Annotated in this window: 21 protein-coding genes and 1 other RNA gene; 18 read left to right on the top strand and 4 right to left on the bottom strand. The window is 59.1% G+C overall.

What is annotated here, in order from left to right; translation table 11 throughout:
* The first annotated feature begins 39 nt into the window (after positions 1–39).
* The 6 genes from dnaG to rnpB all read left to right on the top strand — a co-directional run bounded on the left by dnaG (position 40) and on the right by rnpB (position 6393).
* Positions 40–1875, top strand: coding sequence for a DNA primase (gene dnaG / locus PM3016_RS27135; protein WP_014371661.1), 1836 nt, complete (start codon positions 40–42; stop codon positions 1873–1875).
* Between the two features lie 50 nt (positions 1876–1925).
* Positions 1926–3062, top strand: a complete 1137-nt coding sequence (gene rpoD / locus PM3016_RS27130; protein WP_013917798.1) for an RNA polymerase sigma factor RpoD — start codon at positions 1926–1928, stop codon at positions 3060–3062.
* A 124-nt stretch (positions 3063–3186) separates the two neighbouring features.
* On the top strand, positions 3187–4020 hold the full coding sequence (locus PM3016_RS27125; RefSeq protein WP_013917797.1) for a hypothetical protein: 834 nt from the start codon (positions 3187–3189) through the stop codon (positions 4018–4020).
* A 1-nt stretch (position 4021) separates the two neighbouring features.
* Positions 4022–4795 carry a tRNA (adenine(22)-N(1))-methyltransferase gene (locus PM3016_RS27120; protein ID WP_014371660.1) on the top strand — a complete coding sequence of 258 codons (774 nt, stop codon included), beginning with the start codon at positions 4022–4024 and terminating at the stop codon, positions 4793–4795.
* The gene (locus tag PM3016_RS27115; protein WP_014371659.1) at positions 4762–5877 is read left to right on the top strand and encodes a Nif3-like dinuclear metal center hexameric protein; all 1116 of its coding nucleotides are present in this window, start codon (positions 4762–4764) and stop codon (positions 5875–5877) included. Before PM3016_RS27120 ends, PM3016_RS27115 begins: the two co-directional genes overlap by 34 nt.
* A gap of 95 nt (positions 5878–5972) precedes the next feature.
* An RNA gene (gene rnpB / locus PM3016_RS36890) (RNase P RNA component class A) lies at positions 5973–6393 on the top strand.
* Positions 6394–6511: 118 nt separating this feature from the next.
* On the opposite strand, the gene PM3016_RS27110 is transcribed toward rnpB, so the two are convergent.
* Complete coding sequence (locus tag PM3016_RS27110; protein WP_014371658.1) at positions 6512–8464, bottom strand: S8 family peptidase; 1953 nt, start codon at positions 8462–8464, stop codon at positions 6512–6514.
* 235 nt (positions 8465–8699) lie between these two features.
* Between PM3016_RS27110 and PM3016_RS27105 the strand changes: the two genes are divergently transcribed.
* From PM3016_RS27105 to PM3016_RS27055, 11 genes are all read left to right on the top strand, one after another.
* Positions 8700–9200 carry a YpuI family protein gene (locus PM3016_RS27105; protein ID WP_013917794.1) on the top strand — a complete coding sequence of 167 codons (501 nt, stop codon included), beginning with the start codon at positions 8700–8702 and terminating at the stop codon, positions 9198–9200.
* Between the two features lie 212 nt (positions 9201–9412).
* Complete coding sequence (locus PM3016_RS27100; RefSeq protein ID WP_013917793.1) at positions 9413–9616, top strand: DUF1540 domain-containing protein; 204 nt, start codon at positions 9413–9415, stop codon at positions 9614–9616.
* A 52-nt stretch (positions 9617–9668) separates the two neighbouring features.
* A complete protein-coding gene (locus PM3016_RS27095) occupies positions 9669–10604 on the top strand; it encodes a hypothetical protein (protein ID WP_014371657.1) in 936 nt (311 codons plus the stop codon).
* A gap of 164 nt (positions 10605–10768) precedes the next feature.
* Positions 10769–11473, top strand: coding sequence for a lytic transglycosylase domain-containing protein (locus tag PM3016_RS27090; RefSeq protein ID WP_014371656.1), 705 nt, complete (start codon positions 10769–10771; stop codon positions 11471–11473).
* 152 nt (positions 11474–11625) lie between these two features.
* Positions 11626–12798 carry a cysteine desulfurase family protein gene (locus PM3016_RS27085; protein WP_041618752.1) on the top strand — a complete coding sequence of 391 codons (1173 nt, stop codon included), beginning with the start codon at positions 11626–11628 and terminating at the stop codon, positions 12796–12798.
* Positions 12795–14006 carry a tRNA uracil 4-sulfurtransferase ThiI gene (thiI, locus tag PM3016_RS27080; protein ID WP_014371654.1) on the top strand — a complete coding sequence of 404 codons (1212 nt, stop codon included), beginning with the start codon at positions 12795–12797 and terminating at the stop codon, positions 14004–14006. Before PM3016_RS27085 ends, thiI begins: the two co-directional genes overlap by 4 nt.
* A gap of 30 nt (positions 14007–14036) precedes the next feature.
* Positions 14037–14702: a TerC family protein gene (locus PM3016_RS27075; RefSeq protein WP_013917788.1), complete on the top strand. Its 666-nt coding sequence runs from the start codon at positions 14037–14039 to the stop codon at positions 14700–14702.
* Between the two features lie 224 nt (positions 14703–14926).
* Positions 14927–16765, top strand: a complete 1839-nt coding sequence (gene typA / locus PM3016_RS27070) for a translational GTPase TypA (RefSeq protein WP_013917787.1) — start codon at positions 14927–14929, stop codon at positions 16763–16765.
* A 178-nt stretch (positions 16766–16943) separates the two neighbouring features.
* On the top strand, positions 16944–17222 hold the full coding sequence (locus PM3016_RS27065) for a YlaH-like family protein (protein WP_014371653.1): 279 nt from the start codon (positions 16944–16946) through the stop codon (positions 17220–17222).
* A gap of 59 nt (positions 17223–17281) precedes the next feature.
* The gene (locus PM3016_RS27060) at positions 17282–17716 is read left to right on the top strand and encodes a hypothetical protein (RefSeq protein WP_014371652.1); all 435 of its coding nucleotides are present in this window, start codon (positions 17282–17284) and stop codon (positions 17714–17716) included.
* A 6-nt stretch (positions 17717–17722) separates the two neighbouring features.
* Complete coding sequence (locus PM3016_RS27055) at positions 17723–17995, top strand: hypothetical protein (RefSeq protein WP_013917784.1); 273 nt, start codon at positions 17723–17725, stop codon at positions 17993–17995.
* A gap of 781 nt (positions 17996–18776) precedes the next feature.
* Here the strand turns inward: PM3016_RS27055 and PM3016_RS27050 are convergent.
* A complete protein-coding gene (locus PM3016_RS27050) occupies positions 18777–19331 on the bottom strand; it encodes a YhcN/YlaJ family sporulation lipoprotein (RefSeq protein ID WP_014371650.1) in 555 nt (184 codons plus the stop codon).
* Positions 19332–19442: 111 nt separating this feature from the next.
* Between PM3016_RS27050 and PM3016_RS27045 the strand changes: the two genes are divergently transcribed.
* A complete protein-coding gene (locus PM3016_RS27045) occupies positions 19443–20777 on the top strand; it encodes a PhoH family protein (RefSeq protein ID WP_013917781.1) in 1335 nt (444 codons plus the stop codon).
* 238 nt (positions 20778–21015) lie between these two features.
* Here the strand turns inward: PM3016_RS27045 and PM3016_RS27040 are convergent, their stop codons facing one another.
* Positions 21016–21534 (bottom strand): hypothetical protein, encoded by a 519-nt coding sequence (locus PM3016_RS27040; RefSeq protein WP_014371649.1) that lies wholly within the window; start codon positions 21532–21534, stop codon positions 21016–21018.
* Positions 21535–21610: 76 nt separating this feature from the next.
* Positions 21611–22765 carry a hypothetical protein gene (locus tag PM3016_RS27035; protein WP_014371648.1) on the bottom strand — a complete coding sequence of 385 codons (1155 nt, stop codon included), beginning with the start codon at positions 22763–22765 and terminating at the stop codon, positions 21611–21613.
* Between the last annotated feature and the right edge of the window lie 61 nt (positions 22766–22826).

Here is a 22826-nt window from a genome sequence, read left to right as displayed (position 1 = left end):
GAATACGTATACGTGTTAATTCGATTGAAGGTGGATAGGATGAGTAACGGACGCTTTCCCCAGGAAGTCATCGATACCGTGCTCAAGGCGCATGACATTGTCGAAGTGGTCGGACGGCACGTGCATTTGACCAAACAGGGGCATTACCTCAAAGGGCTGTGTCCTTTTCATTCCGAGAAGAGCCCCTCTTTCACCGTCACGCCGGAGAAACAGATCTACCACTGCTTCGGCTGTGGTGCGGGAGGCAACGCCATCCGGTTCATCTCCGAGGTCGAGGGCTTGTCCTTCGGCCAGGCCGTACGCAAGCTCGCCGAGGAAGCGCATCTGCAGCTCGGTCCCGATTCGCCGGGCGGAGGCGGCTCCGAGCCCCGGGAGAATCCCGAGCGGAGGAAGCTGATCGAAGCGCACGAACTCGCGGCGAAGCTGTACCAGTATATCCTCCATAACACGGAGCAGGGCCGGCCGGCCAAGGAATACCTGCACTCCCGCGGCATCAGTGACAAGCTCATGGAGACGTTCGGCATCGGGTTCATCCCGAACTCCTGGGACACGCTGACAAAACTGCTCGACCGCAAAGGGTTTCCGCTCGATCTCATGGAACGCGGCGGACTGCTTACGGAGCGGGAGGGAGGCGGTTATTACGACAAGTTCCGCGACCGCGTCATCTTCCCCATCCAGGATTGGAAGGGGCAGGTCATCGCCTTCGGCGGAAGGGCCATGGGCGACGTGCAGCCCAAGTACCTGAATTCGCCGGAGAGTCTCTTGTTCCACAAGAGCCGGACGCTGTACAATCTGCATGCCGCAAGGCCGCAGGTCCGCAAGCAGCAGGAGCTGGTGCTCTTCGAAGGCTACATGGATGTCATCCGCGCATGGGATGCCGGAGTGCACAACGGTGTGGCGACGATGGGAACGGCACTGACCGCTGAGCATGCCGAAGCCATACGGCGGTTGGCCGACCGGGTCATCATCGCCTATGACGGCGATCATGCAGGCCAGTCGGCGGCATTCAAAAGCATTCCCCTCTTGGAGAAAGCGGGCTGTGAGGTTAAGGTCGCCATGCTGCCGGGGGGGCTCGATCCCGATGAATACATACGGGACAACGGTTCTGAACGATTCGTACGTGAAGTGCTCGGCACGGCCGTACCGTCGTTTAAATATAAACTTCTTTATCCCAGACGCAATTTCAAGCTGCAGGAGGATGCGGGCAGGCTCAAATACATCACGGAAAGTCTCAAACTAATAGCCGAACTGCCCTCGCCGATTGAACGGGAGCATTATGTCAAGGATCTGATATCCGAATTTCATTACTCCTATGATACCGCCATGCAGACGGTGAACGAGCACCGGATGAAAGCGGAAAAAAAGAGAGATTCCGGGGATAATAAAGACGTTCCGTGGAATAATGGTATGAATGAAGGAAGGCCCCGTGCACAGGCTCCGTCTATGGTTCCCGCCTATCAATATGCCGAACGGCAGCTCCTTGCCGTGATGATGCAGGACCGTGAGATTGCCGCTTATGTGGAGCGAGAGCTGGGGGACGGGTTCAATATGGAGGCTCATGCGGCCCTGGCCGCCTACTTGTACGCCTACTATGCCGAAGGGGCGGAACCGAACGTAAGTACGTTCATCGGCATGCTGCAGGATGACAAGCTGGAGAGCCTGGCCAGTTCCTTATCGCTTGGCGACAACCGCAGCGGAATCAATGATACCGTTATCGACGATTATATCCGGCAGATTCGAAGATTTCCTTTGCTGCAGGCGCTTGAGCGGAAGAGAGAAGAAGTGAAAGTAGCAGAACGTTCAGGGGATATCACCAAGGCCCTGCAATTAGGCAGTGAGATTATTTCCCTAGAAAAGCAGTTGAAATCATCCTGATTCGGCCATACGTTTTACGGGTGAATTCTAGGGAGGAGGGAGCTAAGATTATGGCAAACGATCAACGGACGGAACTAGAGACAGAGCTTACGCTCGACCAGGTGAAAGATCAGCTGATTGAGCAGGGCAAGAAACGCTCCGCCATTACGTACAAGGAAATCATGGAGAAGCTGGCCCCGTTTGACCAGGACCCGGACCAGATAGACGAGTTCTTCGAACAGCTCCAGGAGATGGGCATTGACGTAGGGAACGAAACGGACGAAGACCAAGAGATGAGTCCGCTCGATAGGGATAGGGACCGCGATGGCGATCACGACGAATTTCATTTCGACGACGATTTGTCGCTTCCGCCGGGCATCAAGATCAATGATCCGGTGCGGATGTATCTGAAAGAAATCGGACGAGTGCCGCTCTTGTCGGCCGAAGACGAGGTCGATCTTGCGAAGCGGATCGAGCTTGGGGATGAAGAGGCAAAACGCCGGCTGGCCGAAGCGAACCTGCGTCTGGTTGTAAGTATCGCGAAGCGCTATGTGGGCCGAGGCATGCTGTTCCTCGATCTGATCCAGGAAGGCAACATGGGTCTGATCAAGGCGGTCGAGAAGTTCGACCATACCAAAGGCTACAAGTTCAGTACGTATGCCACCTGGTGGATTCGCCAGGCGATTACCCGTGCCATTGCAGACCAGGCGAGAACGATCCGGATCCCGGTACATATGGTGGAAACCATCAACAAGCTGATCCGGGTATCCCGTCAACTGCTGCAGGAGCTCGGGCGCGAACCGACGCCGGAAGAAATTGCCAAAGAGATGGATCTCAGTACGGATAAAGTGCGGGAGATCATGAAGATTGCGCAGGAGCCGGTCTCGCTCGAAACCCCGATCGGGGAAGAAGACGACTCCCATCTGGGTGATTTCATCGAGGACCAGGAAGCACTCGCACCGGCGGACGCGGCGGCTTATGAGCTGCTGAAGGAACAACTGGAGGATGTGCTGGATACGCTGACCGAGAGGGAAGAGAACGTGCTGCGTCTGCGGTTCGGACTGGATGACGGCCGTACACGCACCCTGGAGGAAGTGGGCAAGGTCTTCGGCGTCACCCGTGAACGGATCCGCCAGATCGAAGCCAAGGCGCTCCGCAAGCTGCGCCACCCAAGCCGAAGCAAGCGGCTTAAAGATTTTCTGGAATAGAAGTCCATCTTGGTGGACGTTTCATAGGCCTTCTTCCGCTTCGGCGGGGGGAGGCCTTATATTTTGCCGCTGCCCGTCCGATAAAGTAGATAAGATTACGTCTGCTTTGGGGGGTCGCTAGCGAATGGATGACAAGAAAAAAATCATGATCCGCGAAATCGAGCACTGGCGCCGCAGCCGGCTGCTTCCGGAACACTACTGCGATTTTCTGCTTAACCTGTACCTTGATCAGAATGAGCCCAAACCGGAGCGGCGCGGTCCGCTGGGTCTGTCTCCTTCCGGAATAAAGAACAGCAATTGGAAAATATGGGCGTTCGGACTGGTTGCGGCTGTCGTCTTGGCCTTAACTGCTCTTAATTTTAACGCTTTTGAATTACCAATGCAAATGGGGATCTCCCTCCTTCTCCTGGCCGTTCTGTATGGTTACGGAGGGTACAAACGGGCCAAGGAACCGCTCTCATCGCAGCTTCTGCTGGGTATGGCCTCTTTATTCCTGCTTTGCATCGGTGTTTATCTGCTGAATTCGCATGGACTGGGTCAGCCGGTACCGATCGTGGGCTACGTCTTCCTCTGCAGTCTGCTCTGGATCGGGACGGGCATGCTGGCCCGGTTCGTCCTGTTCCAGCTCTGCGGCTGGGTAGCCCTGACTTTCTGCTACGGCTGGCTGCTCCATCAACAGCTGGAGACGATCGATTGGGCGACACTGGAGCTCAGCTGGGTCCCGCTTTCCCTGCTCTTCTGCTGGCTTGCCTGGATGATTCACGAGCGCAGCCGGCAGAGCGCCCTGGTCTTTTTTCTTTTGTCGCTCATTGTTTGGTATATGCCCGAGTTATATGGTATGCTTTATGCCGAGCAGTATGGCGGGGAGACGGTTCAGTGGATGCTTCTCGGCAAGATGGTGATCGAAGCGGCCCTGCTGTTCTTCTGGAGAAAAAAATGGATTGAGTGGGTTGTCTGATATGATACGTTTATCGCAAAGGCTTCAAACCATAGCAAAGGAGGTCCCAGCAGGCAGCCGGCTAGCCGATATCGGCTCCGACCATGCGCTGCTGCCCTCCTTTTTGGCGCAGCAGGGGATCATCACCGGCGGAGTGGCCGGTGAAGTGAATGAAGGCCCGCGCGACGCCGCGGTGCGGCAGGTGCGTGCGGCCGGACTGAGCAAGAAGATCGACGTCCGGCTGGGCGACGGGCTGGCCGTGCTCGAACCCGGCGAGGTGGATGTCGTAACGATCGCCGGCATGGGCGGCGTGCTTATCGCCTCCATCCTCGAAGAGGGAAAGGCGAAGCTTATGGGCGTCGGGCGGCTGATCCTGCAGCCGAACGTCGGCGAGCCGGCGGTACGCCAGTGGCTGCTGGACAACGGCTGGGTCCTGATCCGGGAGCAGATCCTGGAGGAGGACGGCAAGCGGTATGAAGTGCTGACGGCCGTGACAGCGGAGCAGGCGGACCGGACGAATGAGGACGTCTACCGTCCGCAGGAGCTGAGGCCCGGACTGACCGCAGACCGCGAGCTGCTCCTGAAGCTGGGGCCGTATTTGATCCGGGAAGCTTCGCCCGTGTGGCACGACAAGTGGAGGGACGAAGTGAAGAAGCTCGAGATGATCCACGCCCGTCTCGGACAGTCGGAGCTGGAGGCATCGAGAGAGAAGCAGGCGGAGATCCGCCGCGAGATCGAAGGAATCGAGGAGGTGCTTGCAGCATGTACGCCAAAGGACAAGCCGTCATCGCATTGATGGAGGAGCTCGCTCCGAAGTCTTACGCCGTGGCCGAGGACAAGATCGGTCTTCAGATCGGAACGCTGCAGAAGGAAATCCGCAAGGTGCTCGTCGCGCTCGATGTTACCGACGAGGTCGTCGAGGAGGCGATCCGCGAGGACGCCAACCTGATCATCGCGCACCATGCGGTCATCTTCCGCCCGCTGCCGCATATTCAGACCGACACGCCGGCAGGGCGGCTGTACGAGAAGCTCATCAAGCATGACATTGCCGTCTATATCTCGCATACGAACCTGGACGTGGCGGACGGCGGCATCAACGATATGATGGCCGAGGCGATCGGTCTCACCGTAACGGAGCCGCTTGATGAAGTACATACGGATAAGCTGAAGAAGCTGGTCGTGTTCGTGCCGAAAGAGGCGGCGGAGAGGGTGCGCGAGGCGATGTTCTCCGCAGGGGCCGGCGGCATCGGCAATTACAGCCACTGCTCCTTCAACATTGACGGAACGGGAACGTTCCTTCCGGGCGAAGGGACCGACCCTTATATCGGCAGCAAGGGCAGGCTGGAAGAGGTCAGTGAGGTGCGCATCGAGACGATTCTGCCCCAGAGCGTGGAGCGCAAGGTCGTTCAGGCGATGCTGAAGGCGCACCCGTACGAGGAAGTCGCTTACGATCTGTATTCGCTCGATCTCAAGACCCGCACCTTCGGGCTGGGCCGGGCCGGCAGGCTGCCGAAGCCGGTGACGCTGCAGGAGCTGTGCGAGAAGGTCAAGGAAGCGTTCGAAGTGCCGATGCTGCGCGTCGTGGGAGATCCGGACAAGGTGATCCGCAAGGCGGCCGTACTTGGCGGCTCCGGTGCCCGTTACGTGCGCCATGCGCAGTTTGCGGGAGCCGATGTGCTTGTGACCGGGGATATCGACTATCATACGGCGCACGATGCGCTGGCGGCCGGCATGGCGATCATCGACCCGGGCCACAATGTGGAGAAAATCATGAAGCAGGGCGTAGCCTCCTATCTGGAGCGAAAGCTGGCTGAGCGCAAGTGGGCGACGGCCGTAGCCGCTTCACAGATCAATACGGAGCCGTTCCGGTTCGTCTAGACTGGGAGGGGAAAGCTGTCACAGCTTCCTGAAGGCACCTGGTTGCTATTTGACCGGAATCCCTGTATACTAGCTCTTGCATCGAATTGCACAAGAAAGTTTGACAGACGATCGCTGGCGGCTTCGGCCGCGAGAGGAAAGTCCGGGCTCCATAGGGCGGGATGCTGGATAACGTCCAGTCAGCGCGAGCTGAAGGCTAGTGCCACAGAAATGGACCGCCGATGGCTGCCGCAGCGCCGCAAGGCTCTGCAGTATGCACAGGTAAGGGTGGAACCGTGGTGTAAGAGACCACGAGGAGTCATGGTGACATGATTCCTGGTAAACCCCATTTGGAGCAAGACCTAGAGGAACGCACGTCCCGCGAGGGTCAGCCTTTGCCCGAGGCGCGTTCGGGTTGGTCGCTTGAGCCATGCAGCAATGTATGGCCTAGATAGATGATTGTCGCTTCCGTCGTGGGAGGGTGGCTCCCGTTATACCACTGGAAGTACAGAACCCGGCTTACGGCAAACTTTCTTTCAGCCATTTTATACGCAGCGCGATGCATGCAGTAAGCATGCAAAAAACCGCCTCAAGAGGCGGTTTTTTGTTGTTTTCGGGGGTATGGCGGGTAATGAATGGTAAAGTGGGCGGGAGCCTACTGGAACATCTGGCGGACCCACTCTTCCCATTCTTCCTGGGTCATGCCGGCATCGGCGGCCGGGGAGGCGGATTCGGCCGCCGTGCCTCCGCCGCCGGTTTCCGGACCTGCGGCCGTCCCTGCACCGCCGGCGGCGTCTCGGCCTGTTCCGGCTCCTGCGGCGGCAGCCGCCCGGAGAGCGGCCGCCACGTCGATCAGGCCGTGGCCGTAGTAGCGGTCATGCCCGGGCGTGCCGAGGTCGCCGCTCGTGCTTTTCATAATGTCCATCACTTCCGTGTTCTTCAGCGCCGGGTTCACGGACCGGATCAAACCGGCCAGGGCCGCGGCATGAGGGCTGGCCATCGACGTACCGGACAAGGCGGCATATTGGTTCTGCGGGTAGGTGCTCGCTATGCTGACGCCAGGCGCGGTTACGCTGATATAGTCCCCGTAGTTCGAGAACGTCGCCTTCGCTTTGTTGGCGTCCACGGCGGCTACGCCGAGCACTTCGGGATAAGCGGCCGGGAAGCCGGGGCGCTCCGTATTGTCGTTGCCGCTGGCCGCGACAAGGACGACGTCACGATCGAACGCGTAGCGGATCGCATCGTGAAGGAATTCGGCATCGGCATAGTTGCCGAGGCTCATGTTGATGACCTTCGCGCCGTGGTCCGTCGCCCAGATGATGCCCTGCGCCACGGCATAGGTGCTGCCGGCTCCCGTCTGGTCGAGTACCTTGATCGGCATGATCCGGTTATACCAGCTCATGCCCGCCACGCCGAGATTATTGTTGGTCAGGGCCCCGATCACGCCGGCGACATGGGTGCCGTGGCCGACATCGTCATACGGCTTGCTGTTCGGGTCCACGATGTTAATGCCGCTGACGAGCTGGTCCTTCAGGTCCGGATGGTCGAGATCCACGCCGGTGTCGACGACGGCCACAATGACATCCGACGAACCCTTGGATACGTTCCAGCCGGCTTCCGTCGCGATCTCCGGCAGGTTGTACTGGTATCGGCGGTACAGCGAATCATTCGGCGTAAGCACGGCGGTGGGATCCGCTGCGGGCTCCACCGCGGCGTCCTGGTTCGTCAGGTAGAGGAAATGAGGCTCGGAGTAAGCGACATTCCACTTTTTGAAATAATCCATGAGCTGCTTGGCTTCCATCTTCGAGGATTCGAACACGTACGTGTAGCCGAGCTTCTGGACCGTGCCGCCGCCGATCTCCTGCTTCATCTTCTCGAAATCGGTCTCGCTAGGCACCTGCTTGAACCGGACGACCACCTGATTCTTGTGGTAGTGGCTCGTCCCTTCGTTATCCTCGGGATGGTCCACCTTGACATCCTGAAGCGTACGGGCGTCGACGGATTCGATCTTGTAATGGCCGTCGCTCGGGTACGTCTCGATCCGCAGATTTTTCCTCTGGTGGTCGGCCACCTGCTGCAGGATATGCTGGCGTACCACGCCGATGACCCCGGCGGATCCTCCGGCTTCCGGTTCCCCGACGATCAGGTACGTACCGCCGTCGGCCTTCACCGGAGGAGACTGGTACGAGCGGCCGCTGTCGACCGCGATTTTCGCCTTGGCGACATGAGCTGCCGCAGCGGTGCGCACGTCCGGCTTCAGGCTGCCGGCGGCCGCAGCCACCCGGTCCATGCCCTCGCCCCGGCGGGTGACTAGCAGCAGCTCCATATGCGGATGCTCCTTGCGAAGCGTCTGCAGCATCGAGCGGTTATCCTCGCCGGAGCGGGCCTTGGCACCCTGGGCGATGCGGCGCAGCTCCATGCTGCACTGCGTCCGGCAGAGCTCGTCGGTCAGGGCCATATCGCTGTTCAGCGTGGCCTGCTTCATGCGCATCTCCGCCGCCGGCGTGATTTCTTCGGGCGGCGTAACCTTCGCCTTCTCTTCTCCCCTCGGGAAGAGGAGGGCGACGCCGACCACGATGAGCATCAAAGTCATTGCGTGTTTCCACATGGGCAGTTTCCCCCTAACGGTGTGAATAGCGTCTGACGTTAGATTTTCCCTAGGGGGAGCCAATTCAACAGGTGAAATGTTATCCAAGGGGACCACTGCCCGTCGAAGAGGGGAAAAACGGCCCTTGTGACAGAGCTCATATTACTTTTGGCTACGATTTGTGGTACCATGGGAAAAGAGAAAGTCGTTTTGCCATTCCATGTTGTGCTTTAATGTTGAGGAGGTCTTTTAAGCTATGGCAGTATTCCAAGTAAAAACACTCTGTGAAACGACAAGAAACCAGCTCAGCGGAGCCATCGCCAAGATGGAGGAGTTCCTCAACGGCCACTCGCTTGCTGATCTGAATACGGATAACGATGAGGCCATGGACGAATTCTACAAAGGTTACCTGGCAGATACGAGACATCTGCTCGTCTTCTCCGATGTGGCTTACGAGAAGCTTGGAGTGGCCCTCCGCCGTCCGAATTTCAATGTGGAATATGCCGAAAAGGTGCTCTACGAAGTGTACCACAGCAGCGTAAATGCCTTCTTCTATCCGAAGCACGAGTGCTACTCGGAGGACGGCCGCTATGCTTATACAGGCCAGGATGCGATCCGCTTCCGCAAGAAGCCGGTGCGCGCCGTACGCGACCTGACGATCGAGCTTTCCAAAGTATTCGAAGTGCTGCGTGACGATCTGGCCTACTACGAGACGGACTATATCACCCAGAAGCGGATGCAGGGCGACAAGGTATAATGAAGGGGTAATCCCACGAAGCGAAGCATGGAATTTCATACGGTAAGAGCACGGGAGAGATGCGCAGGCATCTCTCTTTTCTTTTTACATATAGGCGATTCCATCTCACCAGGGGGTCCCCGGGCGGTTGGTGCGATATAACAGACCGCGCAGGCGCCTTTCGCCGCATAGCTCCCTAAGGGGGCGGGCAACCTGAGACGGGGGTGAACCGAATGCCAAATGTCAAGTGCAGCGTGTCCAACTGTAAGTTCTGGGACGAAGGCAACAACTGCGGCGCGAACTCCATCATGATCGAAGTCGATCAGCATGCCAATCTGGCTTATGATACGGAGTTCGGACTCGACTTCGAGGACCACAAAGACAAGGCTGCCAGTGAGCGCAGCACCTGCTGTCACACGTTCGAACAGAAGGAGTAGTCCTACCCGGCACGAACTTTTCTTAACCTCGTTATGAAAGGATGGGGCAGGCATGAAAAAGAAGTCCAAAGAACGGCAGCAGTCAGGCGGCTCCCATGCCACTGACGGGAAACAGGGGATAAAGTCCAAACAGCAGATCGGGCTGGAATCCGGAGCAGGCGCGGATACGGAATTCGCACTCGAACCCGGAGGTGCCGGCGGGCAGGGCGGCGGCATAACAGCCGGCACCCGCAGGTTCCTGGCTGAAATTTCGGCTCTGCAGACGCTCTCCGATATACAGGCGAGAACGAGCGCTGCACCGGCAGGGGGCGGAGGAGCAGGAAAAGCGGGCGCTTCCGCTTCCGAGGAATTTGCTACCGAGGTGTCCCCGTTTGTGAACCATGCGGCGCAGTCTTCGGCCGGGAATCAGGCTGGCGCGGTAGAAGATCATTCGGCTACGCTCGCTGAGATTGCGGCGCTTCAAGCCTTGTCGGACGACCAGCGCCGGCTCGATCAGGAGCGTACGGATGCAGCCGGGGCACCGGCCATGGCGAATGTGCAGGAGGAGTATGCCTCTGAGATCGCACCGGCACCGGCGGCGGGAACAGAGGATCATACCGCTACGATCGCGGAGCTTTCGGCGCTGCAAGCCATGTCGGATGCGCAGGCCCGTGCCGACCGTGCGGAACAGGCGGATTTGAATGTGAACGAGGAATACGCGGCAGAGGTTGCTCCGCCGATGACGGTTCAAAATGTCCGCCAGCCGGTTTCCAAAGCCGAAGGACAGGAAGGTGCGGGAACCACCGCCGCGATGAAGTGGATCGGTTATACGGCACTGATTCTGGCCGTCCTTTCTTTGTTCGTCGCTCCGGCACTGCTCGGATCGTCTGCAGCTTTATTCGGTTTCTTTGCATTCGTTCTCGGGCAGCGTGCCATCGGGGCATTGTCCATTCTGATCGGTCTTATTTCCTTGGCAGGATATTTCATTCTAGTGCCGTTATATGCGTAGACAGCGGGGATGCCGCTGCAGCCAGCATCCAAGAGAGCAGGTCCCTTGCGGGCCTGCTTTTTCTGTGTATTTGGAAAATGTTCCTTGAAATAGGGGTAGCCGGGCGGAGCAAAACCGTGTACAATAGGAGGGACAACCGGAAACAGGAGGAGAATCCAGACACCATGAGCATAAATTCCGTACCTGCAATGGATCCCCGGACAATCAAAGAACTGCTTCAGCTGCAGATCCTGGCCAAGTCCAGTCTTCTCAGCGGCGGCAGCGGTGCATCCACTGCGGATGATGGAGAGTTCTCGGAACTGCTGAACCAGCTGATGGCGATGCAGGAGAATGCGGCTCCGTCCACGGACAAAGGCGCAGCATCGATCAAGCCTGCACTCATTCCGGCGGGCATCTCATCTGCTCCGGCGGTTGAGGGACAAGCGGTGCGTTCCGAGTCCAAGGGGAGCAAACCGACGTCCTATGATGCAATGATCGAGGCAGCAGGACGCAAGTTCGGTGTGGACACGAGCCTGATCAAGGGAGTCATTCAAGCCGAGTCCTCGTTCAACCCCAATGCGCAGTCGCATGCAGGGGCCAAGGGACTTATGCAGCTGATGGATGCGACAGCCCAAGGACTGGGCGTTTGCAATTCGTTCGATCCCGAACAGAACATCGAGGGCGGCACGAAGTATCTGGCCAACCTGCTTGAGAAGTATGACGGCAACACCGGCATGGCGCTGGCCGCTTACAACGGAGGGCCCGCACGCCTCAAGCGCCTGGGTATCCAGAGCGATCAGGAGCTGATGGAGAAGCTGCATCTGTTCCCGAAGGAAACGCAGGGCTATGTGCGCAAAGTGCTTCAGTTCAAAGAAGGATTCGAGGTTTAATCATACCTCTTGACGCGAGACCAATGTTGGCTTGTGCCGGGCATTCGAACCGGTGGAAGCGGACTTGGTCTTCTTTTCATGCGCACGGTTGGGTCAAACTCAGTAAAAGATAACATGGATGATGTACATAGAGGAGGAACCCGAAAGTGAAACTGATCTATATGGATTATGCGGCGACGACGCCCATGGACGAGGAAGTCATCGGGGCCATGACGCAGGTCATGCGCTCCCATTACGGCAATCCCTCATCGCTGCACCGGGTCGGGGTGGAGGCCGAGAAGCTCGTCCAGCGCTCCCGGGAGACCATCGCCGCCGCGGTGGGCGTACTCTCCTCGGAGATCCGGTTCACCTCCGGGGGGACGGAGAGCAATAACCTGGCGATCCTGGGCGCTGCGCGCCGCTACCGCAGCCGCGGAGCGCACCTGATCACAACGCAGGTGGAGCACGCTTCCGTCTACGAAGCCTTCCGTCTGCTCGAGGGGGAAGGCTTCCGCGTGACCTACCTGGGCGTGGATGAGACCGGAGCTGTCCGCTTGGACGAACTCGAAGCGGCCCTCACGGAGGACACGATTCTCGTCAGCGTCATGGCCGTGAACAATGAGATGGGGCGCATCCAGCCGATCGAGGAGATCGGACGGCTGCTGAAGTCCCGTCCCCGGACGCTCTTTCACGTGGATGCGGTCCAGGCGGTAGGCAAGCTGCCCCTGCAGCCGAAGGGATGGGGCATCGATCTGCTTTCGGCCGCGGCGCACAAGCTTCACGGACCGAAGGGCACCGGCTTTCTCTACTGCCGAGAGGGCGTGGAGCTGCAGCCGCTGCTGGCCGGCGGCGGGCAGGAGGACGGGCTGCGGCCGGGTACGGAGAACGTGCCCGCGCTGGTCGGCATGGCGAAGGCCGTGCGCCTGGCGGTGGAGCGGCAGGAAGCCTTCGCGGCCCATACTTCATCGCTTCGGCGGAAGCTGGTGGAGCGCATCGGTACCCTAGAGGCCCTGCGCTATAACGGCTCGCGCCAAAGCGGGGAGATGGCGCCGCATATCGTACATTTTTCATATCCCGGTATGAAATCGGAAGTTCTCGTATATGCTTTAGAACAGCAAGGAGTCTGCGTGTCCGCGCGTTCCGCCTGCTCGTCCGGCACGGAACGGCCGAGCCGGGTGCTGGAAGCCATGGGGGCCCCTTATGCGGCGGCGGTCAGCGGTGTCCGGCTCAGCTTCTCCCTGAGGGAGACGGCCGAGGATATCGAACGGGTGTGCGAGGCCCTCACGAGGGTGGCGCGCGAGCTGGGCAGCGTGACGGCGGAACCGCAGAAGGGAAGAAGATCATGATACAGTGGCAGAAAGTCATATTGAAGCTTGGCGAACTGGTGCTTAAGGGGCGCAACCGGCACCGCTTCGAGAAAACGGTGTACGAGCAGGTCAAAAGGGTGCTGGCCCCGTGGCCGGGCATCACTTACCGCAGGGAATTCGGGCGGATTGTGCTTACCCTCGGCACCGTTCCGTATGAAGACATCCGGCCGCGTCTGGCCAAGGTGCTGGGGCTCGGTTCATTCTCCCCGGCGGTGACCTGCGGTCTGAGCCTCGAGGAAGTGCAGGAAGCCTCGCTGCAGGTGATGGCTGCGCTTGGCGATACGCCGCGTACCTTCAAGGTGAATGTCCGCCGGGTGAACAAGCAGTTCCCGCACGATTCCCAGGAGATGAACCGGCTGGTCGGAGGTCCGATTCTGCGGGCGTACCCCAGCCTGCGTGTGGACGTGCATCGTCCGGATGCGGAGCTGCGGATCGAGCTGCGTGAAGAGGAAGTTCTGATCTACTGTGTCTCCGACGAGGGGGCAGGCGGATTCCCGCTCGGCTCCAACGGCCGGGCCATGCTGATGCTCTCGGGAGGGATCGATTCCCCCGTGGCCGGGTTCCTCGCGCTGCGGCAGGGGCTGAGGGTCGAAGCCGTGCATTTTCACAGCTATCCGTTCACGAGCGAGAAGTCACAGGAGAAGGTAAAGGACCTCGCCCGCAAGCTGTGCCCTTATGCCGGGCCGGTAAAGCTGCACATGGTTCCTTTCACCAGCGTGCAGACCCGCATTCATGAAGCGTACCGTGACAATCTGCTCATTACGATACTCCGGCGCACGATGCTCCGGATTACGGAGAGGCTCGCGGAGCTTCACGGCGCCGGTGCCATTGTCACGGGCGAGAGCCTCGGGCAGGTCGCCAGCCAGACGCTGTCTTCAATGAATGCCATCGGGCGAGTGGTGGAGCTTCCGATGATCCGGCCGCTGGTCTGCATGGAGAAGGCGGAGATCATCCGGATTGCGGAGCGGATCGATACGTACGAAACCTCCATCCTGCCTTATGAAGACTGCTGCACGCTCTTCCTGCCGCCGAGCCCGAGCACGAACCCGAATCTGAAAGTGATTCAGAGCATCGAGCGGAATCTGGTCTGGTTGGAAGAAGAGATCGACAAAGCGGTGGGCGCGACCGAAACCATCCTGATTACCGAAGAAGACGCCGAGCAGGACCGCTACTCATCCTTATTCTAAATTATCGAGGAAGACGGAGGGCGACGAGAGATGTGGGATTGGCTGCTGCTGTTCATGGAGATTATGCTGATCAATATCGTGCTTAGCGGAGACAATGCGGTGGTCATCGCCCTGGCCAGCAAGAACCTGCCGGCGGAGCAGCGCAGGCAGGCCGTATGGTGGGGGGCGTTCGGAGCGATTGCGCTGCGGATCGTGCTGACGATCGCTGCAGTGTATATCCTCGGGGTGCCGTACATCCACACGCTGGGAGCGCTGCTGCTCCTGTGGATCGCCATCAAGCTGCTCACCGACGATGAGGACCATGCGAATGTCAAGGAGGCTTCCACGCTCGGCCGCGCGATCTGGACGATCATTGTCGCCGATTTCGTCATGAGCCTCGATAACGTCCTGGCCATCGCGGCCAAGGCGGAAGGGGATAAGGCTGTCATCATCCTCGGGATCGGCCTCAGCGTGCCGATCATCATCTGGGGCAGCACCGTGGTCATGAAGCTGCTGAAGAAGTTTCCGCTGCTGGTCTACCTCGGCGCCGGCATTCTCGGCTACACGGCCGGCGAGATGGTTATCGCCGACGAAGCGGTATATCACCGGGTGTTCGGCGATCTGGAGCCGCACATTCTTCCGCTCACCGCCGCCCTGCTCGTCATCGGCTGCGGGCTCGCCAAACGGCTGCTGCCGTCCCGGCTTCGGGAAACCTGAGCCATTCCTGCGGGGATGGGGATTGTGAATGTAAGGTAAATCTGTTGGCTTTCCTTGCGTTTTGTCGCAAGTCCCCGTATAATGAACTTATATTGTAGCGTCGGCGCTTACGTCCGGCGCTTCTTTTGTGGATAACCAAGAAACTCGGACGGATTATTTTCATAACGGAACAACCGGGCCCGCCCTCTGGGCAGCCCAAAATCGAAGAGAGGGTTTTGTGACTAATGCATTCAAGAGACAAGATTCGTAATATCGCTATTATCGCCCACGTAGACCACGGGAAGACCACGCTTGTAGACAAGCTTCTCCAGCAGTCCGGCACCTTCCGCGACAATGAAGCCGTTCAGGATAGAGCCATGGACTCCAACGATCTGGAGCGGGAGCGCGGGATTACCATCCTGGCCAAGAACACGGCGATCTCCTATAAAGATTACCTGATCAACATCGTGGATACCCCAGGACACGCCGACTTCGGCGGCGAAGTGGAACGGATCATGAAGATGGTTGACGGCGTGCTTCTGGTCGTCGACGCTTTCGAAGGCACGATGCCGCAGACGAAGTTCGTTCTGCGCAAGGCGCTCGAGCAGCATCTCACGCCGATCGTCGTCGTGAACAAGATCGACCGTCCGAACGCGCGTCCGGCGGAAGTTATCGACGAAGTGCTCGACCTGTTCATCGAGCTCGGCGCGGACGACAACCAGCTGGAGTTCCCTGTTGTGTACGCCTCCGCTCTGATGGGAACATCGGGTCTGGATGCCGAGAAGCAGGATGAGAACATGCTGGCGCTGTACGAGACGATCATCTCACACATTCCGTCTCCGACCGAGAGCGTGGAAGAGCCTCTGCAGTTCCTCGTGACGCTGATGGATTACAACGAATACCTCGGCCGTATCGCCATCGGCCGCGTCAACCGCGGTAAGGTGCGCCAAGGCCAGTCCATCGCGGTTATCAACCGCGAAGGTCAAGTGAAGCAGGCGCGCGTCGAGAAGCTCTTCGGCTTCCAGGGCCTGAAGCGCCTCGAGATCGAAGAAGCGGGCGCGGGCGATATCATCGCCATCGCGGGGATCAAGGACATCAACATCGGGGAAACCCTCGCCGATCCGGCGAATCCGGAAGCCCTGCCGGTCCTCAAGATTGACGAGCCTACGCTGCAGATGACGTTCCTTGTCAACAACTCCCCGTTCGCGGGCCGCGAAGGCAAGTGGGTCACCTCCCGCAAGCTGCGCGAGCGTCTGTTCAAGGAGCTGGAGACCGACGTATCCCTGCGCGTGGAAGAAACCGACAGCCCGGATGCCTTCATCGTATCCGGCCGCGGTGAGCTTCACCTGGGTATCCTCATCGAGAACATGCGCCGTGAAGGATTCGAACTGCAGGTATCGAAGCCAGAGGTTATCATCAAGAACATCGACGGCGTGAAGATGGAGCCGATCGAGCGTCTCATCATCGACGTGCCGGAAGAGAGCATGGGCGCGGTCATGGAGAGCCTCGGGACGCGTAAAGCCGAGATGGTCAACATGATCAACAACTCGGGCAACGTCCGTCTGGAATTCCTGATTCCGGCGCGCGGTCTGATCGGCTACCGTACCTACTTCCTGACACTGACACGCGGCTATGGTATCATGAACCACGCGTTCGATTCCTACGGTCCATATGCGGGCGCAGGCGTAGGCGGACGTCACGAAGGCGTGCTCGTATCGAGCGAGAACGGCACTTCGACGTTCTACGGCATGATGTCCGTAGAAGACCGCGGTACCCTGTTCCTGGAGCCGGGCACCGAAGTTTACGAAGGCATGATCGTCGGCGAGCACAACCGCGACAACGACATCATCGTCAACATCTGTAAGGAAAAGCAGCTGACCAACGTCCGTTCGGCAACGAAGGAAGATACGGTGAAGATGAAGACGCCTCGCCTGTACTCCCTTGAAGCGGCTCTCGAGTATCTCAACGATGACGAGTACTGCGAAATTACGCCGAAGTCGATCCGCCTGCGCAAGAAGATCCTGAATAAGGGCGAGCGCGAGCGTGCCGAGAAGAACCGTAAGAACGCCGAAGCGAACGTATAAGCATACAGGTACAAGCAGGAGAGCTCTGAGCAATCAGAGCTTTCTTTGAAATTACATAGCGTTTTCTACCACGGAGAAGACGCCATTGTAGGTTCTCTGCCATTGTTCATAAACGCGCGCCGTCCATCCCGGGCGGCGCGGCCGTTTATCCAAACAACACCAAAAGGGGAAGATGAGGATGACCGAATGGTTCCGCGCCCATCCGGCGCTGACCTGGTTTTTGATATTCGTGCTGATGTCGTTCGTCTATAACCGGGTATTCCGTACACGGAGGCTGCCGATCCTGAAAGCGGCTATCGTTTATATTCTGCTGGCCGTGTTCTCCGTCGTGCTGCTTGATTTTCAGCTGTTCGGGCTGCCGGTGGTAGCGAGCATGTCCGTAGCGGTGCTGCTGATGTTCATGGTCCGGATCCGCTATTTTGTCGAGGGCCGCAATTCCCGCAAGTCGCAGCAGTAAAGAAAAAAAGATCGGTTCAAAGATCGGTTCTTATCGGCAGGGAGAGAGGGGGAGTGAGCATGGCTGCATACTGGCTGGTTCCGCTTGATGCGGTGGAGGAAGCCGTCGTGCTTGGCGGGGACCGGATCCTCCTGGAGCCGGAGGAGCGGCGGACCGCCTTCATGGAGACCCTCAAAGAGCTTCATCCGCGGCTGGCGCTGACCTTCAAGAGCCATCTGCTGCCTGGGGAAGAGGAGGCGGAAGCCTGCGGCCTCGATGCCGGCGCGTTTGCGCTGAGCGGCGGGGAGAGCATCCACCTGCGCCATCCGGGCGGAGAACCGGGAGACGGCTGGGTGCTGTCCCACTGCGCGGAAGCTTATCTCGACCGGCTCCTGACCGCGGCGGAGATCGCAGAGCATTTGGCTTCCGCCGACGGGCAGGCGGAAGAGTGGGTACGGATCATGCGGTCCTGGGCGTCCGGCGGCCGCGGAATCATTTTGCTGAGAGAGGAATGAGAGCGCTTGAATCTGCAGGATGCCTTGTTCAATTGGCTTCAGATCTCGCTGGTGGCCGCAGCCCGGCCGGAGGACGGTGCGGCTGTGGAGACGCGGGAATTCTTCGAAGTGATTCTCCGGGAGGATCACGGGCTCCAGAGCTTTGCTTATGAGCCGGAAGGGGACCGTTACCGGATCGATTACACGGCGGAAGGACAGAGCCGCACGCAGCGCTTCGATGCCGAGCTGGCCGACCAGCTTCTTACCGATATTAATTCCAACCCGAAATACAATGAATGACATATATTGCACGGAGTTCCGATAGAATAGACTATCATCGTCCGAAGGGAGAGATCGTGACAACTGCCGGTGGCTGGCTTGCTTGATTCTGTGTTATAATGGAAGCAGATGTAGAGATCACTTTGGTAGGAGGGGAACCTATGGCCGAAACGATCACAGCTCTTTCGGAACAACTCTTCGCACTTCAAGATGATTCCTTCGCACTCGTAAGCACCATCGACCATGCATGCGGTTTGCCGGCGCCCGGCTTGGAGGCGCAGCTTTGGCCGGAGGCCAGGCAGCGGGTATGGATCCGCAGCGGCACCCTTGGTTTCCGTGCGTCGGCATCCATCGGGTCGAATCCCCTTGTCCCTGTGACCTCTGTGGGCCATGAATGCTTCATTCATGCCGCCAGCGGGCGCGCGCTGACGCCGCCTGAGGGTGGAGCCCTCCCACATGCCTGCTTGACCCAAGATATTCCTTCGGTGCGTGATGCCCTGCCTGGAGCAGACGCATATCCGCGCCACCCCCATATGAGAAGACTCGCAGCAAGCGTGCGGCGCAAGTTCCGCTCACGCGGATGTTTCGCGTCATGAAAAAAGCCTAGACAGTATCACGGTCTCAGGCTTTTTTGAAATACCCGAAAATGAACCTAGCCCTGGGCTGCCTGCTTGGCTAAGGCCCGGATTCCGGCAACCTCCACTATCCTTCTTATCTCCATTCTTATCTTCAACAAGGAACACGCTGATCTTACTCTTACGGTCTGACTTTACGGGAGCGGTCTTACCGCCCTCTTACGTTCTTACGAGTTGTTGTCTGGTATTTGCGGATTTGCATGCTGGGGCCGGTTCGTCTGGTTCGGGTCCACATCGCGCGGCAGCTGGGGAACAATACGACCAATGATGGCAGCCATCTCCTGGGCGAAACCGTTCATTCCCCGCCCGTCACGCACCCCATCCCTTACCTTGCGCAAGCGCTGCGCCAGATCCATATCCGCAGTTACGAGTGCGTCCACACCATACGGATCTTTTTTTAACGCCTCGGCCACAGACAGCTTGATCGTACCTACTTTCGCACGATCCATATCCTGCGGTACGTCGATGCCTACCACTGCCGTATTGCCGAACACGACGCAGTTGGCCCCTTCCACATTCGGTATGGAGGTCGCAATCTGCTCCAGCCTGTCGGCTACGGCCCGGGAGTCCGTAATTTCCTTCTTCTGAGGTGCCGTTTGATTCACCTGTACCTGCCGGTTCGCATCATCTGTCTGAGAGGGGGAAGCTCCATTCCTTGGTGATTGGTTACAACCAGATACAGCAGCGGACAACAACAGCAGCACCGCGGCAAACTTCCTCATAGTCCATCTTCCTTTCTATACGGCATCAGCTTTGGTTAGTTTGTCCTTCGGGGCTGGATCTATGTATTCTCGCTAAAGCAAGCCAAACACCATACCTGGGAGGGACTCACCATGAAGAAAATTTATGTGCTGGATACCAATGTGCTGCTGCAGGATCCCAATGCAGTCTATGCCTTTGAGGATAACGAGGTGGTCATTCCCGCGGTGGTGCTCGAGGAGATCGACTCCAAGAAGCGCAATGCCGACGAGCTTGGCCGCAATGCACGGCACATCTCCCGGATGCTGGATGGACTCCGCAGCGGCGGCCGGTTGTTCGAGGGCATCGAGCTTCCCGGCGGCGGCAGCCTGAAAGTGGAGCTGAATCATAAAAGCTTTGCCAAACTGCAGGAAACGTTCGCCGAGGTGACGAACGATAACCGGATCTTGGCGGTGGCGCTGAATTATCATCTGGAGGAAAAAGAAAAACCTCAGCCCCGTCCGGTCATTCTGGTCAGTAAGGACGTATTGGTGCGGATCAAGGCGGACGTGCTGGGAATGACGGCGGAGGACTATCTGACGGACCGGGTCGTGAACATGCCGGGCGATATTTATTCCGGCCATCTCACGATCCATGCACACCCTTCCGTCATCGACGAATTCTATACGTACCGGTATTTGAGCGCGAACTCGCTGAACCTGGCTTACCCCCTTCACCCGCACGAGTTCGTCATACTGAAGGACGAGATGGGCTCGAGCAAGTCGGCGCTGCTCAAGGTCAATGCGGACGGCAAGAAGCTCGAGCCGCTCTTCCTCAGCAATGACCCCATCTGGGGAATTGCAGCCCGCAACGCCCAGCAGCGGATGGCCCTGGAGCTGCTGCTCAACGACGACATCCCGCTCGTGACGCTGACCGGCAAGGCCGGTACGGGCAAGACGCTGCTGACGCTTGCTGCGGGACTGATGAAGGTCGAGGACGAGCGCAAGTACAAGAAGCTGCTCATCGCCCGTCCGGTCGTGCCGATGGGCAAGGATATCGGATACCTGCCGGGCGAGAAGGAGGAGAAGCTGCGGCCGTGGATGCAGCCGATCTACGACAACCTGGAGTTCCTCTTCGATACGAAAAAGCCGGGAGACATCGACAAGGTGCTTGCCGGTCTCGGGAGCATTCAGGTCGAAGCCCTGACCTACATCCGGGGCCGTTCCATCCCGGGCCAGTTCATTATTATCGACGAGGCGCAGAACCTCTCGAAGCATGAGATCAAGACGATCGTCTCCCGTGTCGGGGAGGGCAGCAAGATCGTGCTGCTCGGGGATCCGGAGCAGATCGACCACCCGTACCTCGATGCGTCGAGCAACGGTCTGACTTATGTGGTGGAGCGGTTCAAGGAACAGAGCATCTCCGGCCATATCATGCTCGAGCGCGGGGAGCGGTCGCACCTGGCGCAGCTGGCGGCCGATTTGCTGTAGCAGGCGGAGTGAGGGGGCGCCGGGCGTGGTAACCGGGGCCCCAGAACAGAAAGACCCTTTTTCGGCGGGCCGTCCGCTGAAAAAGGGTCTTTTGGCGCTTAGAGCAAATACTGCGGTTGAGCGGGGAGGAGGGCCGGAGGGACGTTGGTTCGGGCGGGAGGCCGGCCGTACGGTGTGGCGCATAAGGATGTGCGGCTTCGCGTCCGCCGCCGCTGAGAGCCCGTCATCCCGGCGGAAGCTATTCCTCCGGACGGTGCAGCCACACGGCCCTGCAGCCGTAGGCGCGGGCGATGCCTTCGGCCAGCTCCGCCTGATGCGCCTGAACGGCGTAGGTCTTCTCTTCACCCTCGTCTGGCCAATCGGCGAGCAGATGCTCCCGCAGCTGCAGCTCCGCCTGACGCGGCTCGGCCGGGCGTCCGGTGCCGGGTTCGGGGGCGAGCCGGAAGATGGCTGCGAGCTCAGCGGGAAGATAGGCCTGCTCAAGCCGGCTAAGGAAGCCATAATCGCTGAACTCGGGATAGAGCCGCAGGGGAGAGGGCAGGCGCAGCAGGTTCTCGAACTCGCAGGGCACCTTATACTGCTCCATGACCGGCACGGCGGCGTCCCGGTCGTCCGCCGAAGCAAAGATCAGCGTCTCCTTCTCGCGGTCCAGCAGCCGGGTGCGGCCGGCCAGACCTTTGACAATCTGGGCGTAGTAGCCCGCACGCTTGTCCTCGGGCAGTTCCATATGAAGGGCGTACACTGGCGTCATCGGCATGTCGGTCGGCTCCTTTCGGGGATTCCCTTTTGCCCCATTATGCGCCAAAAAAGCCGGCGGCTGCAACCCGCTAAGGTTACAGTGCCAGCTTCAGCAGAATATGCAGGGCCCCTGTCTCGAGCTCCACGCCGGTGACCTGAAGCTTCAGGAACGGGGAGGACACGAGCTGGGGGTAGATGCCGAGGTCGAATTCCTTCTCGAAGGCTTCGATGGTCGTGTCCGGAAGCTGGAAGCCGTTATATTCGAGCTTCCCGGTCCGGAAGCGGATATAGGGCTTCGCGGGATCGCCGCCTTTGTACGCCAGCTCATACCGCCCTTCGAGCAGGACTTCCGTTCCATCCTGCGTCCCGGAGGCGATAATCCGGCCGTCTTCGAAGCGGAAGCGGATATGGCGGAAGAGCTCGTTCTGTTCGAGCAGAAAGGCATTAAGCTGTCCGTCGGTGATGCGGAAGGAGGCGTTCAGACCGTCGAGCATGAATTGACCGGCAGGTTTACCGCCTGTCGTCTGTGCGCCCGGATTCATCACGGCATCGGGGAGCTCCTTGAGCGCCTTGGCCAGCGCCCGGAAATAGGTGCGGAACAGCGGAATGCCTTCCTCCCGCCACGATTGGCTCAGCTTCCGCATCTCTTCCTGCACCTTGTCCGCCTCGGCCGACCGGGCCAGGCCGGCGTCAATCTCCTGCTGCAGGGCGGCCATGCGTTCCCGCTGCCGGATATACCTGCTCTTCGTCTCGGCAAGACGCGCCGCGTCTTCTTCCAGCCCGGCCGTCTTCGCCTTGAGCTCCGTCCAGGCGGCCGTATGCCCCTTCAAGGCTTTCCGGTCACGTACGAGGATCATCTGGAGATAGTCCATGACCACGAGCGCATCCTTGAAGGAACGGATCGAGAAGAGCAGGCCCCACAAGGAATCCCGCTCTCCCATATTGTAAGCGCGAATCACGCGTGCCGCATGCTTCCTGGCTTCATCCGCGGCGGTCCGGGCTGCTTCGGCATCCCGCTGGGCGGCGGCTATTTTCTCCTGCAGCCCGGCTTCCTGCACCGTAATCCGGGCCAGTTCCTGATCGATTTCATAGAGCTGAAGCCCTTTCTCGAGCAGCAGCTTGTCCTCGGCCGCCATCCCGGTGCGGCCGGTCTCCGAACGGGCCGTCTCCGCAAGGGCGGCCCCTGTGCCGGTGCCCGACCACAGCAGGGCGAGAAGAGCTCCGGCGCTGATCCATGTTCTCCACCTCACGGCATGTCCCTCCATCCCTCTTAGAATAAGAGTATCGATGCGGCCCGGAATTCATGACAAC

Origin of the sequence: Paenibacillus mucilaginosus 3016 (assembly GCF_000250655.1) — a bacterium.
Taxonomy (GTDB): Bacteria; Bacillota; Bacilli; order Paenibacillales; family NBRC-103111; genus Paenibacillus_G; species Paenibacillus_G mucilaginosus.
Note: the sequence above shows the minus strand (reverse complement) of the source record. Positions and strands in the feature narration are given on the sequence as shown.

Excerpts from the sequence above, each read along its gene's own strand:
- dnaG (WP_014371661.1), top strand. The coding sequence starts at position 40 with ATGAGTAACGGACGCTTTCCCCAGGAAGTCATCGATACCGTGCTCAAG.
- rpoD (WP_013917798.1), top strand. The coding sequence starts at position 1,926 with ATGGCAAACGATCAACGGACGGAACTAGAGACAGAGCTTACGCTCGAC.
- PM3016_RS27125 (WP_013917797.1), top strand. The coding sequence starts at position 3,187 with ATGGATGACAAGAAAAAAATCATGATCCGCGAAATCGAGCACTGGCGC.
- PM3016_RS27120 (WP_014371660.1), top strand. The coding sequence starts at position 4,022 with ATGATACGTTTATCGCAAAGGCTTCAAACCATAGCAAAGGAGGTCCCA.
- PM3016_RS27115 (WP_014371659.1), top strand. The coding sequence starts at position 4,762 with ATGTACGCCAAAGGACAAGCCGTCATCGCATTGATGGAGGAGCTCGCT.
- PM3016_RS27110 (WP_014371658.1), bottom strand. The coding sequence starts at position 8,464 with ATGTGGAAACACGCAATGACTTTGATGCTCATCGTGGTCGGCGTCGCC.
- PM3016_RS27105 (WP_013917794.1), top strand. The coding sequence starts at position 8,700 with ATGGCAGTATTCCAAGTAAAAACACTCTGTGAAACGACAAGAAACCAG.
- PM3016_RS27100 (WP_013917793.1), top strand. The coding sequence starts at position 9,413 with ATGCCAAATGTCAAGTGCAGCGTGTCCAACTGTAAGTTCTGGGACGAA.
- PM3016_RS27095 (WP_014371657.1), top strand. The coding sequence starts at position 9,669 with ATGAAAAAGAAGTCCAAAGAACGGCAGCAGTCAGGCGGCTCCCATGCC.
- PM3016_RS27090 (WP_014371656.1), top strand. The coding sequence starts at position 10,769 with ATGAGCATAAATTCCGTACCTGCAATGGATCCCCGGACAATCAAAGAA.
- thiI (WP_014371654.1), top strand. The coding sequence starts at position 12,795 with ATGATACAGTGGCAGAAAGTCATATTGAAGCTTGGCGAACTGGTGCTT.
- PM3016_RS27075 (WP_013917788.1), top strand. The coding sequence starts at position 14,037 with ATGTGGGATTGGCTGCTGCTGTTCATGGAGATTATGCTGATCAATATC.
- typA (WP_013917787.1), top strand. The coding sequence starts at position 14,927 with ATGCATTCAAGAGACAAGATTCGTAATATCGCTATTATCGCCCACGTA.
- PM3016_RS27065 (WP_014371653.1), top strand. The coding sequence starts at position 16,944 with ATGACCGAATGGTTCCGCGCCCATCCGGCGCTGACCTGGTTTTTGATA.
- PM3016_RS27060 (WP_014371652.1), top strand. The coding sequence starts at position 17,282 with ATGGCTGCATACTGGCTGGTTCCGCTTGATGCGGTGGAGGAAGCCGTC.
- PM3016_RS27050 (WP_014371650.1), bottom strand. The coding sequence starts at position 19,331 with ATGAGGAAGTTTGCCGCGGTGCTGCTGTTGTTGTCCGCTGCTGTATCT.
- PM3016_RS27045 (WP_013917781.1), top strand. The coding sequence starts at position 19,443 with ATGAAGAAAATTTATGTGCTGGATACCAATGTGCTGCTGCAGGATCCC.
- PM3016_RS27040 (WP_014371649.1), bottom strand. The coding sequence starts at position 21,534 with ATGCCGATGACGCCAGTGTACGCCCTTCATATGGAACTGCCCGAGGAC.